This window comes from Haloplanus sp. GCM10025708, from assembly GCF_042663985.1.
In the GTDB taxonomy this organism is placed as follows: Archaea; Halobacteriota; Halobacteria; order Halobacteriales; family Haloferacaceae; genus Salinirarus; species Salinirarus marinus.
The window spans coordinates 1,321,711-1,335,106 of the sequence record NZ_JBHSZA010000011.1; the positions used below are offsets into that span (position 1 = coordinate 1,321,711).

The 13,396-nt window shown below is 64.6% G+C and carries 10 protein-coding genes and 5 pseudogenes; 4 read left to right on the top strand and 11 right to left on the bottom strand.

Going from position 1 to position 13,396, the window contains the following annotated elements; genetic code table 11:
* Positions 1-27: 27 nt before the first annotated feature.
* Both ACFQJD_RS10375 and ACFQJD_RS10380 read right to left on the bottom strand, forming a co-directional pair.
* The gene (locus ACFQJD_RS10375; protein ID WP_379798052.1) at positions 28-288 is read right to left on the bottom strand and encodes a hypothetical protein; all 261 of its coding nucleotides are present in this window, start codon (positions 286-288) and stop codon (positions 28-30) included.
* A 2-nt stretch (positions 289-290) separates the two neighbouring features.
* Positions 291-1,367, bottom strand: a complete 1,077-nt coding sequence (locus ACFQJD_RS10380; protein ID WP_379798054.1) for an aspartate aminotransferase family protein — start codon at positions 1,365-1,367, stop codon at positions 291-293.
* A gap of 282 nt (positions 1,368-1,649) precedes the next feature.
* On the opposite strand from ACFQJD_RS10380, the pseudogene ACFQJD_RS10385 reads away from it, so the two are divergent.
* A pseudogene (locus ACFQJD_RS10385) lies at positions 1,650-2,201 on the top strand (enoyl-CoA hydratase/isomerase family protein); the annotation flags it as partial.
* A gap of 9 nt (positions 2,202-2,210) precedes the next feature.
* Here the strand turns inward: ACFQJD_RS10385 and ACFQJD_RS10390 are convergent.
* The 9 genes and pseudogenes from ACFQJD_RS10390 to ACFQJD_RS10430 all read right to left on the bottom strand — a co-directional run bounded on the left by ACFQJD_RS10390 (position 2,211) and on the right by ACFQJD_RS10430 (position 10,281).
* Positions 2,211-2,981, bottom strand: coding sequence for an SDR family NAD(P)-dependent oxidoreductase (locus ACFQJD_RS10390; protein WP_379798056.1), 771 nt, complete (start codon positions 2,979-2,981; stop codon positions 2,211-2,213).
* A 238-nt stretch (positions 2,982-3,219) separates the two neighbouring features.
* Positions 3,220-3,458, bottom strand: a pseudogene (locus ACFQJD_RS10395) (AMP-binding enzyme).
* A 226-nt stretch (positions 3,459-3,684) separates the two neighbouring features.
* A pseudogene (locus ACFQJD_RS10400) lies at positions 3,685-4,845 on the bottom strand (acyl-CoA synthetase); the annotation flags it as partial.
* A gap of 38 nt (positions 4,846-4,883) precedes the next feature.
* Positions 4,884-5,663, bottom strand: coding sequence for an ABC transporter permease (locus tag ACFQJD_RS10405; RefSeq protein ID WP_379798058.1), 780 nt, complete (start codon positions 5,661-5,663; stop codon positions 4,884-4,886).
* Positions 5,660-6,457 carry an ABC transporter permease gene (locus ACFQJD_RS10410; RefSeq protein ID WP_379798060.1) on the bottom strand — a complete coding sequence of 266 codons (798 nt, stop codon included), beginning with the start codon at positions 6,455-6,457 and terminating at the stop codon, positions 5,660-5,662. The genes ACFQJD_RS10405 and ACFQJD_RS10410 overlap by 4 nt, the downstream gene beginning before the upstream one ends.
* Positions 6,458-6,498: 41 nt before the next feature.
* Complete coding sequence (locus ACFQJD_RS10415) at positions 6,499-6,927, bottom strand: TOBE domain-containing protein (protein WP_379800483.1); 429 nt, start codon at positions 6,925-6,927, stop codon at positions 6,499-6,501.
* Between the two features lie 197 nt (positions 6,928-7,124).
* Positions 7,125-7,541, bottom strand: a pseudogene (locus ACFQJD_RS10420) (ABC transporter ATP-binding protein); the annotation flags it as partial.
* A 51-nt stretch (positions 7,542-7,592) separates the two neighbouring features.
* Positions 7,593-8,087, bottom strand: coding sequence for an extracellular solute-binding protein (locus tag ACFQJD_RS10425; RefSeq protein WP_379800485.1), 495 nt, complete (start codon positions 8,085-8,087; stop codon positions 7,593-7,595).
* A gap of 835 nt (positions 8,088-8,922) precedes the next feature.
* Positions 8,923-10,281, bottom strand: a complete 1,359-nt coding sequence (locus ACFQJD_RS10430) for an aspartate aminotransferase family protein (RefSeq protein ID WP_379798062.1) — start codon at positions 10,279-10,281, stop codon at positions 8,923-8,925.
* 316 nt (positions 10,282-10,597) lie between these two features.
* Here ACFQJD_RS10430 and ACFQJD_RS10435 point away from each other — a divergent pair, with 316 nt between their 5' ends.
* From ACFQJD_RS10435 to ACFQJD_RS10445, 3 genes and pseudogenes are all read left to right on the top strand, one after another.
* Entirely contained in the window at positions 10,598-11,812 is a 1,215-nt protein-coding gene (locus ACFQJD_RS10435) for an MFS transporter (protein ID WP_379798064.1), read from the top strand.
* A gap of 180 nt (positions 11,813-11,992) precedes the next feature.
* Complete coding sequence (locus ACFQJD_RS10440; RefSeq protein ID WP_379798066.1) at positions 11,993-12,865, top strand: 3-keto-5-aminohexanoate cleavage protein; 873 nt, start codon at positions 11,993-11,995, stop codon at positions 12,863-12,865.
* 164 nt (positions 12,866-13,029) lie between these two features.
* Positions 13,030-13,368, top strand: a pseudogene (locus tag ACFQJD_RS10445) (NAD-binding protein); the annotation flags it as partial.
* Positions 13,369-13,396 lie beyond the last annotated feature (28 nt).

Sequence of the window (13,396 nt, forward strand, 5' to 3'; positions counted from 1 at the left end):
GACGCCGAGCGGGAACTGACGAATCAGTTAGACGATCTGCTCGACGTCACGGAGGGCCGCCTCGGCCGCTTGGGTGAACGCGTCGATTTCCTCGCCGGACATCGGCGTGGAGATGTTCCCCATCCCGCGCGGGGCCATGAAGATGTCGCGTTCGCGCATCGCGAGATAGAACGCCAGCGAGTGGTCGTCGTCCTCGCTGCTGTCCTCGAGTCCGGCACCCGCGGACGCCATGTCCGTCACCGGGCCTTCGGTGAAGTGGACGTGGAACAGCGACCCTTCGCCGGTCACGGTCACGGGGACGTCGACGGCGTCGCCCGCTGCCTGGACTCGCTCGCGAACCGTCTCTCCGTGGGCGTCCAGTTCGTCGATCGCCGCTGCGTCGAGCGCGTCGAGCGCGACGGCACCCCGGCCATCGTCGCGGGGTTCCCGTTGAACGTGCCGGAGTGGCCCACGTCGCCCTCGTCCGGGTGGAACACGTTCATGACGTCCGTTCGGCCGCCGAACGCACCGATCGGCAGGCCGCCGCCGATGTACTTCCCGAGCGTCGTGAGATCCGGAATCACGCCGCGTTTTTGCTGAGCACCGCCCGTCGAGAGCCGGGACGACATCACTTCGTCGAAGATCAGCAGGCTGTCGTGGGCTTCGGTGAGGTCGCGCGCGGCTTCGAGATACTCGTCGGTGGCGGGGATCATGCCGCTCGCCCCCAGTATCGGTTCGAGGATGAAACAGGCGTACTCGTCGCCGTGGGCCTCGAACGTCGACTTCAGCGCCTCGGGGTCGTTGTAGGCGACGGTGTCGACGCGGCTCTCGACGGTGCTCGGGACGCCCTTGTGTTCGCGACCCTCGCCGGAGATGCCGATTTCGACGGTGTCGTGCGTGCCGTGATATCCGCCCGCGACTTTGAGCACCCGGTCGCGCTCGGTGTACGCGATGGCCGCTCGAATCGCGTTCATCGTCGCTTCCGTGCCCGAATTTCCGAATCGGACCTGCTCGATGGACGGGAACCGATCGACGAGCCGCTCTGCGAGGTCGATGACGTCTTTCGTCGGCGAGCCGAGACCGTTCCCCTTCCGGATGCGGTCCGTCATCACCTCGACGACGTCCTCGGGTGCGTGGCCGTGAATCGCCTGCGTGTAGTTGTTGAGAAAGTCGATGACTTCGTCGCCGTCGACCGTCGTCATTCGACAGCCCGAGGCCTCGTCGATGAACGTCGGATACGGCTGTGTGTACGTGACCGACCGCGTGTCGCCGCCCGGGAGCACCGTCCGAGCCTGCTCGAACAGCCTCTCGGACTCGTCGTTCCGGTCGCGATAGCGACGTTCGAGCTCGGCGAGACTTATCGACTTCCGCTGGTTATCACTGGCCATGCGTGCTAATCTTATCCGAACTACATAAAGATTGACGAGCCGGTGATATCGACGACCTGTCACGTGCGCCGGTCCGCGAGGCCGGCGGCCGCTGCCACAGGTGCATTGAAATACCGGTGCTCCGATGTCGACGTATGACCGTCCTGCAGCGAGAAGCGATCACCGACGAGATACTTCGGCTGACGCTGAACCGACCGGAGACGCTGAACGCATTGAACACGGAACTCCTGCGCGAGATCCCCGCGGCGTTCGAGGAGGCGGAACGGGGGGAGACAGGTCGTCGTCGTCGAGGGGTCCGGGGACGCGTTCTGTTCGGGCGCGGATCTCGACGAGGCGAGCGAGGAAGGCGAGGACATCGACCTGATTCAGGAGATCACGCGCGCCGTTCGCGGGTTCGACGGCATAGTGATCGGCAAGCTACACGGATACGCCGTCGGCGGGGGCCTCGAGTTCAGCCTCTCGTTCGATCTCCGGTACGCCGCGACCGGAACGGTGTTCAAGATGCCCGAGACCGAACTCGGCGTCCCGATATCGAACGCGTCGACCAAGCTCCTCCCGTTGTACGTCGGCCTCGGCGTCGCACAGGACCTGGTGTACACGAGTCGCGAGATGAGCGCGGCGGAGGCCGAGCGTCACGGCCTCGTCTCCGGGGTGTACGACCCCGACGAACTCGAACGCGAGGTCCTCGACCGTGCGAGAGACCTCGTGGAGAACAAATCCGAAACCGTACTCGGAATCCACAAACGGGCGTTCAATCACACCTTCCCGATAGAGGAGGCGCTCGAGTACGAGCGGCTACTCAACGCCGAGAACGAAGCGAGCGGGGAGAGCTGAACTGGTAGCTCAAAGCGCGCTCGGCGCGAATCCGCCGTCTACCCGAATCACTTCGCCCGTCGTGAAACTGGACGCGTCGCTCGCGAGATAGATCGCCGCGCCGACCATCTCCTCGCGGTCGGCGACGCGTTTCATCGGCGTCCGTCGGTCGAGTCGTTCCCGCTTCTCGGTGCCTTCGGCGTACGTCTCGGCGTTCTGTGGCGTGATGACGAACCCCGGCGAGAGGGCGTTCACCCGAACGTCCGGCGCGAGTTCTTTCGCGGCGGCGCGCACGAACGCGTCGGTCCCGCCTTTGGCCGCGGAATAAGCCGGCAGATGCGACATCGCCAGTTCCGCGGCGACCGACGAGATGGCGACGACGCTCCCGCCGCTCATCTCGCGGGCGAACGTCTGGACGGCCCGGTAGACGCCGTCGAGTTGGACGTCGACGACGCGTCGCCACTCGGACTCGGAGACGTCGAGCACCCGGTCCCGCGACACGGCACCCGCGGAGGTCACCAGCACGTCGACCTCGCCGAGTTCGTCGTCGACTTCGTCCCGGAGTCGTTCGAGCGTCGCGCGGTCGGTCACGTCACAGGGGCGTTCGACGGTTTCCGCGCCGAGTTCGCGGAGTTTTGCGGCGGTGTCGCGCACGCGCTCCGACGACCGGCTGGTCGCGACGACGTCCGCGCCCTCGCTCGCGAACCCGAGCGCGATCGCCTCGCCGATGCCGCTGGTCCCGCCGATGACGACGGCGGTCTTGCCGTCGACGGTCACGGGCGTGTGTTCGTAGTCCGTCATCTCGGGCCCCCGGCTGAGATCGGACTCGCTGCACGCCGCCCGTGTGATCTCCGTCCCCGACGAGCACGGGGGCGTTCCCGATCGAACGGACGGGGGTCAGTTTCCGAACGGAGCGGTCGCGGCTACCGTATAGATCGTCTGTGGTCATTGTGAATTCGCCCGACCGCGGGGAGGCCGCTCCCGTCGTCGGCCGGGCCTCGCTCGGGGTTCAGTTAGCTCCGTGAAAATAGTTTCGTCGTCAGGAATCCTCGGCGAACTCCGTCTGTACTTCCCGTCGGTCGATCTTCCCGGTGGTCGTTCGTGGAAGCGACTCGACGAACCGAATGTTCCGGGGATACTTGTACTTCGACAACTGGTTCCGGACCGCTTCGCGGAGCTCCTCCCGGAGTTTCTCCGGGTCGGGAGAGTCGTCGGTCGGGACCACGATGGCCGAGACGATCTCCCCCTGACGTCGTCGGGTTCGCCGACGACCACCATCTCGTCGACGCCTTCGTGTGCCGCCAACGCCTGTTCGACTTCGGTCGGCGAGATGCGATAACCGCTGGAGATGATGAGGTCGTCGCCGCGGCCAGCGAACCAGAAGAACCCGTCCTCGTCGCGATAGCCCGTGTCGCCCGTGTCGAGCCAGTCGCCGCGGAAGGCGTTCGCGGTGCGTTCCGGCGCGTTCCAGCTCGAGCATCACCGCCGGATCCGGCGTCCGGAGCGCGATGGTCCCGATCTCGCCGGGCGGGAGAGGGTCGCCGTTCTCGTCGAGGATTTCGACGTCGTGGCCGGGAACGGGGCGTCCGATCGAACCCGGTTTCGTGCCGATGACGCAGCCGGAGTTCGTCGTCAGGAGGTCGGCCTCCGACTGCCCGTAATGTTCGTTGAGGGAGACGTCCGAGAACCCCTCGTCCACCCACTCGAACAGCGTGTCTCCGGTCGGTTCGCCGCCGGTGTAGGCGACCTCGAGCGACAGGTCGAACGCGTCGTTCGGGCGCTCGTACGACTTCCGGAGCATCCGGAGCATCGTGGGCGTCAAGAACGCGTGCGTGACGCCGTACGCCTCCATCACGGAGAACACCCGTTCGGGGTCGAACCCCTCCGATTCGTAGCCGACGACGGTTCTGCCGCCCCACCACGCCGGGAAGGCCGTGTCGAGCGTGCCGGCGACCCACGCCCAGTCGGCGGGGGTGAAAAAGACCGCGTCGTCGCCGGGGAACTCACACATCAACTCGAAGGCTGGCAGCGCGGACGCGAGACTCCGATGCCCGTAGACGACGCCCTTGGGTTCCCCGGACGTTCCGCTCGTGAAGGTGATCAGGGAGGGGTCGTCGGCGCGCGTCGTGGCGGGGTCGAACGCCGGGTCGCCGGCGGAGAGCGCGTCGTCGAACGAGGGTGCTCCCGGCGCGTCGCCGACGGCGACGAGCGTCTCGACGCCCTCGATCCGCGTCGCCATCTCGTCGGTCGCCACGATACACGAGACGTCCGCTTTCTCGAGGCGGTAGTCGATGCTCTCCTGTCCCATCAACACGGAGATCGGAACCGCGACGGCCCCGAGTTTGTAGGCCGCGAAGTGGGCGACGGGCGTCTCCGGTGCCTGCGAGAGCGCGATGCCGATCCGGTCCCCGAACCCGACGCCCCGGTCGGCGAGCCACGACGCGAGGCGCGACGACTGCTCGTCGAGTTGGGCGAACGTACGCTCGACCGTCTCGCCGTCCGACCGGTCGAACAGGAGGGCGGTCCCGTCGCCGCGGTGCGCCGTACAGATCTCCGTCGCGACGTTGTACCGCTCGGGCACGTCCCACTCGAATCGCTCGACGAGCTCCTCGTACGTCGCGTCCGCCCACTCCCGAACGTCGATCGAGGCGTACGCTTTCGGCATCTACGCCCCCGAGCGGCGGGATCGACCCCGAACCCCGGTCATCGGTTCACCAGCCCGCTCACGAGGGCGGCGACGAACATCACGCCAATCAGGACGGTCGATAGCGCGCTGATCTGTGGGTTGAGCCCCGACCGGGTCATCGTGTAGATGATCACCGGAACGGTCGTCGTCCCGGACGAGACCAGGAACTGCGTCGCAGTGAACTCGCCGAACGAGACGACGAACGCGATGAGCATCGAGGAGATCACCGCCGGCGAGATGACCGGGAGCGTGATGTTGAACACGCTCTCGACGGGACCGGCACCCAGTATCCGGGACGCCGACTCCAGCTCCCGGTCGAACGTGACCAGTTCGGCTCTGACGATGAGGAACACGTACGGGAGAGTGAGGACCGTGTGACCGAGGACGACGGCGACGAACCCCGAGCCGATCCGGAGCTGTCCGGCGAACCGGACGAGCGCGAGACCGGTGATGACCGGCGAGATCATCAGCGGGAGCAACATCAGCGTCGAGAGCGTCTCCTTGTAGGGAATGTCGGAGCGAACGAAGCCAAAGGCCGTGATCGTCCCGAGCGTCCCCGACGTCACCGACGTGAACGCGGCGATGACCAGGCTCACGCCGAGCGCGCCGATCAGCTGGCTGTTTTCGAGCAGCGCGAGGTACCACTCGAACGAGATTCCCCGTGTCGGAATGGTCGGGAACGGCCGCGGCGTGAACGACGTGAGGATGATGACCACGATCGGGACGAGCAACACCGCGTACACGAAGACGGCGACGCTCAACAGCCCCGACCGCCGGAGGAAGCGGTCCGTCGTCATAGGTCGCTGAGCACCTCCCCGATATTCACCACCGAGTTGAACGTGACGAGAACGGTGGTGAGGATGACCGTGTAGATGATCGCGATCGCCGAGGCGAGTTCGATGTTGAAGCCCGCCCGGAACGTCGTGGCGATGATGTTGGCGATCATCGTGTTACCAGGGCCGCCCAGGAGCGCCGGACCGAGGAACGACCCGGTCGCGAGAATGAACTCGATTATGGCGGCGGCGACGACGCCCGAGAGGCTGAGCGGGAAGATGATGGACACGAGCGTCCGATAGGACCCCGCACCGAGCGTGTACGAGGCGTTGATGAGTTCCTGGTCGATGGATTTGAGCGAGTTGTAGATCGGGAGGATCGCGAACGGCAGCAGCGCGCTGGTCAGCCCGATGATCACCCCTTCGGTACTGAACAGGAGTCCCATGTTACTCCCGAACACGTCCACGAAGGGGCCGTTCGGCGAGAAGAACAGCTGTATGCCGAGATATCGGATGATGTACGCCACCCAGAACGGGAGGATGACCAGCCCCAGCATGAACCGTTCGTTCTCCGAGTAGAACACGATGTAGTAGGCGAGGGCGTACGCCAGTATCAGCGAGATGGCAGTCGTCACCAGCCCGTAGTAGAACGACCTGACGATGGCGGAGATGTAGACGCCGCTGAGCGCGACGGCGTAGTTCTCCCACACCGCTCCGCCGTCGAGGTTGAGGCTCGTCATCGCGAGCATCAGCAGCGGCACGATGAAGAACACCCCCAGCCAGCCGAGACCGATAACTACGAGGGTGCGACTCGTCATCCGAGTGGACAGTCGCTTGGGAATCGGGAGGTTCTTGACGATCATAGCGCGATGACGTCCTCCGGATCGAACTGAATGTACACGTCGTCGCCGTTCTGAATGCTCGGGAAGCTCTCGGTCTCCGCGAGGACCGTCATGCCGTTAGCGAGTTCGACGATTACCTCCGCGTAGCTCCCGAGATTCGTCACCTGTCGCGCCCGACCGGTGAAGACGTTTTCCCCTCGACCGACGACGGCGAAACCTCGACGTGCTCGGGGCGGACGTACAGCGCGATCTCCTGTCCCTCCTCGAACGACATCGACCCGTCGAGATACATTTCGCCGGCGCTGGTGTCGACGACTCGGTCGGCTACCGAAACGACCTCGCCGGTGAACTTGGACGACTTCCCCACGAATTCGGCGACGAATTCGTTGATCGGCGACTCGTACAGTTCGTCCGCACTCCCTTCCTGTTGTTTCATCCCGTTCCAGAGGACGACGATCTTGTCCGACAGAGACAGCGCCTCCTCCTGGTCGTGAGTGACGTACAGGGTCGTGACGCCGACTTCGTCCTGGATGCGCTTGATCTCCCGACGCATCTCCTCGCGGAGGACGCGGTCCAGACCGGTCAGCGGTTCGTCGAGGAGCAGCAGGTCCGGCTCGTAAGCCACGGCGCGAGCGAGAGAGATGCGCTGCTGTTGCCCGCCGCTGAGTTCTCCTGGCTTGTGGTCGCCGTGCTCGGACATCTGGACCAGTTCCAGGAGTTCGTCGACGCGATCGTCGACGTCTTTCTGGGAGTAGCCGTGCATCTTCAGCCCGTACTCGATGTTCTCGACGGCGGTCATGTGCGGGAACAGCGCGTTGTGCTGGAACGCCATCCCGATGTTCCGCTCGTTCGGGGGCGTGTCGGTGATGTCGTCTCCGTGGAGGAGAATCTGGCCGTTCGTCGGATCGACGAGCCCCGCGATGCTGTGCAGCGTCGTGCTCTTCCCGCAGCCGCTGGGTCCGAGAAGCGTGACGAAGTCGCCTTCGTCGACCTCGAACGAGAGGTCGTCGACCGCGACCAGATCTCCGTAGTTCTTTGTTAGGTTTCTGACCTCTAACATGGTGCGAATGTAAGTATATGGTAGGGTGTAGTGACGGCAGGTGTCGTGTCGCTACGACTGTTTGATCTTCTGGAAGTCCCGCGTCATCTGCTCTTGTTTCTCGAGCGCGGTCGACCACTCGGGCCAGCTGAGCGAGTCGATGCTGTCGACGTAGTCCGGGAGGCTCGTGATCGCTTCGGGCGGGTTCTTGATCATGAGCGGATAGCCGAGGTTCTTCGTGAGTTCGATGGCGTTCTCGCGTTGGAAACTCCAGTTGATCAGGTCGAGCGCGGCGTCCTGTTTTTCGCTCGATTTGGGGAAGTTGTAGTTCTCGTCCAGCACGAACGTCCCCTCTTCGGGGATGACGTACTCCATCTGGTCGTAGCCCGCCTCCTCCAGCGCGAGCGTTCGACCGCCCCACATCTCGGCGACGTAGGCGTTCTCCTCGCGGAGGAACTGGATCGCCTGCGCCCCCGAACCCCAGTATTTGAACACGTTCGTGTGCTCTTCCTGCATACGCTCGTAGGTCTCCTGGTACGCCGCCTCGTCCGTCGCCACCTCGTTGATGTTCGTGCCGACGGCGAGCGAAGCGTTCCCGAACCGGGGAGCGCGGCGTCGCGCAGGGCGATATCACCCTCCAGCGAGGGGTCGATGATGTCGTCCCACGACGTCATCTCCATGTCGACTTGCTCCGTGTTGTACGTGTACCCCTGGGTGACGGGGTCGCGGAACACCGTGTCGCTCTCCTCCTCGGGTTTCACGTACGGAGCGTTCTGGAACGACTCCTGCATGTTCTCCGTGTAGTTCGGGAGCTGTCCGTAGTCGATCTCGGCGAGCAGGTCCCGTTCGCGAGCGAGCGCGATCCCGTAGGAACTGAAGTTGACGACGTCGATACTCCCTGGATTCTGCTCGATGATCGAGATGAACTCCGTGTCCCCGCCGGCGGACTGGTGATTAACCTCGATGCCGGTCTCTTCGCTCCACTTCTCGAACAGCTGTCTCGCCGAATCCTGAGTGTTCCCGCCCCAGCCTAGATAGCGAATGGAGTCCGGTTGTCCCGAACCGCCCCCCACCGATGCTACTCGCACACCCGGCGAGGCCGACGGCCCCAACCGCCCCGGCAGCGGAGAGCCATCGGCGGCGGCTGACCGTCGAACGGGTCGTTCGGCTCGAAGCGTCGTTTTTCGTACCATCTGCCTGTGGCATAAGTGCACAATTGGACAAGGGGTATTAAAATGTAGCTATAGCCATCAGATAATAATCATGTTTATTTAACCATATATTAGGTGTTAATTACTGCCTCCTCGGATCAAACGGGCCGGTCGAGAGAGACGGAATTTCGGCTTACGTCGGCGGAGTGACGGGCAAGTCGGCGAGTCGCTCCGACCCGGCACCGTCTACCTCACGTCGTCGATAACGGGTCCAGGTCCTGGAACGTGGCGTGGAGTCGGTCCACCATCTCGTCGGCCTCCTCACGGGAGATGGTGAGCGGAGGCGTGATGAGCATGTGATCCCCGCGCTCCCCGTCCACCGATCCGCCACCGGGGTAGACGGTTACGCCGTTGTCCAGCGCGGTGTGGAGGAGTTGCTCTCGGAACTCGGGGCCCCCGTTCTCGAGGGGCTCTTTCGTCTCCCTGTCTTCCACGAACTCGACGCCGAGCATCAGCCCCTTGCCGCGGACGTCCCCCACGAAATCGTAGTCGTAGAACTCCTCGAAGCGGTCGGTGACGTGACCGCCCACCTCCCGTACGTTCTCGACGACGTCGTGTTCGTTCATGTAATCGAGGACGGCGCTCGCGACGGCGCTGGTGGTCGGGTTGAAACTGTAGGTGTGTCCGTGAGTGAATCCGTCTTCCTTGTCGGCGAACACCTCGGAGATGTAATCGCGCGGCATCGCACCGCCGAGCGGGGTGTAGCCCGCGCTCATCCCCTTCGCGCTGGTGAAGATGTCCGGGCGGACGTCCCAGTGTTCCATCGCGAAGTTCTCGCCGGTCCGACCCATCCCGGACATGACCTCGTCGGCGATGAAGAGGACGTCGTACTCGTCGCAGATCTCGCGCACGACGTCGAAGTACTCGTCGCCCGGGACGGCGGCAGCGTTCGCTGCTCCGACGACCGGTTCGGCGATGAACGCCGCGACGTACTCCGGGCCCGCGTCACGGATCACCGTCTCGAGCTGTTTGGCGCACTCCGCTCCGTGCTCGCCACACGAGGCCTCGTCGTCACAGAACCGACAGCGGTACGGATAGGCGGCTGGCGCGTGCGGCCAGTCTTTCATCATGGGAACGAAGGGCTCGCGGCGGGCGGGGAGGCCCGCGGTCGCCAGCGTCCCGAGGGTATTGCCGTGGAAGGCGAGACGGCGACCGATCACCATCTGTTTCTCGGGGTTGCCCGTCTCGCGGTGGTACTCCCGGGCCATCTTGATCGCCGACTCGTTCGCCTCGGAACCGCCGGAGACCATCCACGTGTGTTCGAATCCCTCCGGGAGGAACTCCGCCATCCGTTCGGCGAACGCCTGGCTCTGGTCGTTGACGAACAGGATGCTCGAGGTGTATTCGAGCTGTTTCATCTGCTCGGCGGCGGCGTCGGCGATCTCCGTCACCCCGTGGCCGATGTTCGAACACTGGTTGCCGCCGACGGCGTCGAAGTATTCGTTCCCGTTCGAGTCGTAGATGTACGCGCCCTCTCCACGGACGATTTCCGGCATCTCCGTGAACTTGCGCGGAAACAGCTTCGTCGATTCGGGAGTCAGTTCTCTCATCGCGATTCCGGTTTCGTCGAGTCGTTCTCGCTCTCTGGTAGTCATTGTGGGTCCGTCCGACCTGCGGGTTCGACTAACTCTGGGTCAGACTATGGTAACGTCGTTCAAGGGGCCGAATCAAAGTCCTTTCGCCTCCCGGGGGTGCCGTTCAGATCGGGATCGACGGACCGGTGCGAGACGGCCGAGCTACGGCGGAAATCGCTCACCGCATCGAACCGACGGGCGGACGTGACCGGCCGTTTGACGGCGCGGTCGACGACGGCGACCGACCGCGTCACCAGTGAACTTATTGATCGACCTGGGGTGGTCGTAACTGATGAAGCGGGCACGGCGCGTCGCCGCCGCTGCGACGTCGGCACAGCGACGGCACGTGATCCTCGCGTTACTCATGGGGGCGTTTTTCAGCACGATGACCGCGAGGGTCGTCGTCAACCCGCTCGTGCCGACGATCACGGCCGTGTTCGGCGTGACGAACGGGACGATCGGGTTCGCGCTGACGGGGATGTGGGCGACGTACGCGGTGGTGCAGCTCCCGGCCGGCGTGCTGGCGACGCGGTACGGTGAACGGCCGTTCGTTCTCGTCGCGCTCGCCATCACCGTGCTCGCCAGCGTCGCGCTCGCCGCCGCGCCGGGATATCCGTCGTTCGTCGTCGCCGCCGCTCTCGTCGGCGTCGGTTCGGGCGTGTACTTTCCCGCCGCGGCGTCGTTGCTAACGCGCCTCTTCGACGACACCGGACAGGTTCTCGGCGTCCACATCAGCGGCGGCGATTCGGCGGGCGTCGTCGTCCCCGTCGCCGCCACGTCGATCGCCGCCGTCTACGGCTGGCGGCCCGCGCTCGCGCTCGGTGCCGTGATCGGGTTCCCCGTCCTCGTTCTGTGTACGCGGTATCTCGATCCGACAGACCCGGATCAGATCGAACGCGACACCCGGTCGCTGCGAGAAATCGCCGCTCCGGCGACGCTGATACGACTGCTCTCGGGCCGGGAGTTGCTGTTTACGATCGCGCTCGGCGCGTGTCTCATGTTCGCCTTTCAGGCCGTCTTCTCGTTCTTTCCGACGTTTTTCGTCGAGTACTGGGGCGTCGACCCCGGCGTGGCGAGCACCTTCTACGCCGCTATCTACCTGTTGTGGATTCTGACCTCGCCGATCACCGGGCGGATCTCGGACGCGATCGGCCCCGATACCGTGCTCGTGGCGACCACCGGCTGTATGATCGCGGGGATCGCTCTGTTGCTCGGCACCGCGACGATGGCGTGGGCGTTCGTCGGTACCGCGCTGCTCGGCGTCGGGATGAGCTGGGGCGGCGTCCTCGCGTCGCGACTCATGACACACATCCCCTCACAGGATCGGTCGACCGGCTACGGGTTGGCACGCTCGCTGTACGTCCTGCTCGGATCCGCCGGGAGCGTCGTCACGGGCACGCTCGCCGAGATTTCGGGATGGGAGGTCGCCTACGGGGTCGTGGCGGCCTTGCTGTCCGTCGTGGTCCTGGCGCTGGGCCTCGATCGACTCCTCGGACTCGATCTGTAATCGGCCCCTCGACTTCCGCTCGGCGACGCCGAGTCTCACGCCCGCACCCACCGGTCACACCTCCTGAACATTTATGATCGCCCGATTGAATTGTGTCCCTACTATGCCAGACACTACCGAAGGCGGCATGGACGACGTTATCGTCGCGTGTGCGCTGACCGGGTCGATTCACACCCCTCGATGTCGGAGCACCTGCCGATCACCCCCGACGAACTCGTCGAGGAGGGCATCGCGGCGGCAGAGGCCGGTGCGAGCATCATCCACATCCACGTTCGGGACCCCGAGACCGGCGAGCCGGTGAGCGATCTGGATCTCTTCAGGGAAGTCGCGTCGGGGATTCAGGCCGAAACCGACGCCATCGTCCAGCCGACTACCGGCGGTGGCTTCAATCAGACCGTCGAGGAGCGCTTCTCGGTCATCCCGGAACTGCAACCCGAGATGGCGTCGTTCAACATGGGGAGCATGAACTTCGGGCTGTATCCGATGGCCGAGAAGATGGACGAGTTCGAATACGAGTGGGAACGCGAGTATCTGGAGAACACGTACGAGAACATCGTCCCGAACTCGTTCTCGACGCTTCACGAGGCGGGGTCGATGTTCACGGAACACGGCGTTCACCCCGAACTGGAGTGTTACGACGTCGGTCACCTGCACACCGCGAAGCATCTCTACGACCGGGGCGTGCTCGAACCGCCGCTGCGAATCCAGTTCGTGATGGGCGTCCTCGGCGGGATCGCCGCCGAGTCGTCCCACCTCGATCACATGATCGAGACGACCGAACGCCTGTTCGGAGACGACGCGTCGTGGAGCGTCATCGGCGCGGGCAAGGCGCAGTTCCCGCTCGGCGTCGAAGCGGTGTCGCGAGGCGGTCACGTCCGCGTCGGGTTGGAAGACAACCTGTATCTCTCGCCGGAGCGGATGGCCGAGAGCAACGCCGAACAAGTCGAGAAGATCGTCGACCTCGCGTGGAGCGTCGCGGGGCGTGAACCGGCGACGCCGGCCCAGGTCCGCGGGCTGTTCGACACCAAAGGGGTGGAAAACGTCGGCTTCTAACGGTCGTTTCCAACGACGACGGCACCCGCGGTACACGAGCCGAGCGCTCGCTACACGGGCGGCGAGTCCACGTTCGTAGTCGCGTCGGGAGCGAGCGTCGTTTCTATCGGGGCGTCGGCGAAAAAACACTTCCGTACAGGAGGTGAACGCGGAAACAGAGAACCATGCGGATCCTCATCGTCGGCGGCGGCGAGGTCGGCACCAACGTCGCGTCCGGACTCGCCGACGCACACGACGTCGTCATCCTCGAAGTCGATCCGGAACGGGCCGAGTCCGTCCGCGGATCGCTCGACGTGTTGGTGATCGAGGGCGACGGTACGTCGCTCGAGGCGCTCGAAGCGGCCGACATCGAGGAGACGGACATCGCCATCGGCGCTACCGATCACGACGAGACGAACCTCGCGGTCTGTGGAACCGTGAGTTCGACGAGCGACACGTTCACCATCGCTCAGGTGACCAAACAGACCTACGTGCGGACCTGGCGCAACACCCACGGCACGTTCGGCGCGAACTACCTCGTGAACTCCCGAC

Coding starts and splice junctions, on each gene's coding strand:
- ACFQJD_RS10380 (WP_379798054.1), bottom strand. CDS start 1,367: ATGGCCAGTGATAACCAGCGGAAGTCGATAAGTCTCGCCGAGCTCGAA.
- ACFQJD_RS10410 (WP_379798060.1), bottom strand. CDS start 6,457: ATGACGAGTCGCACCCTCGTAGTTATCGGTCTCGGCTGGCTGGGGGTG.
- ACFQJD_RS10435 (WP_379798064.1), top strand. CDS start 10,598: ATGAAGCGGGCACGGCGCGTCGCCGCCGCTGCGACGTCGGCACAGCGA.
- ACFQJD_RS10440 (WP_379798066.1), top strand. CDS start 11,993: ATGTCGGAGCACCTGCCGATCACCCCCGACGAACTCGTCGAGGAGGGC.
- ACFQJD_RS10390 (WP_379798056.1), bottom strand. CDS start 2,981: ATGACGGACTACGAACACACGCCCGTGACCGTCGACGGCAAGACCGCC.
- ACFQJD_RS10430 (WP_379798062.1), bottom strand. CDS start 10,281: ATGAGAGAACTGACTCCCGAATCGACGAAGCTGTTTCCGCGCAAGTTC.
- ACFQJD_RS10405 (WP_379798058.1), bottom strand. CDS start 5,663: ATGACGACGGACCGCTTCCTCCGGCGGTCGGGGCTGTTGAGCGTCGCC.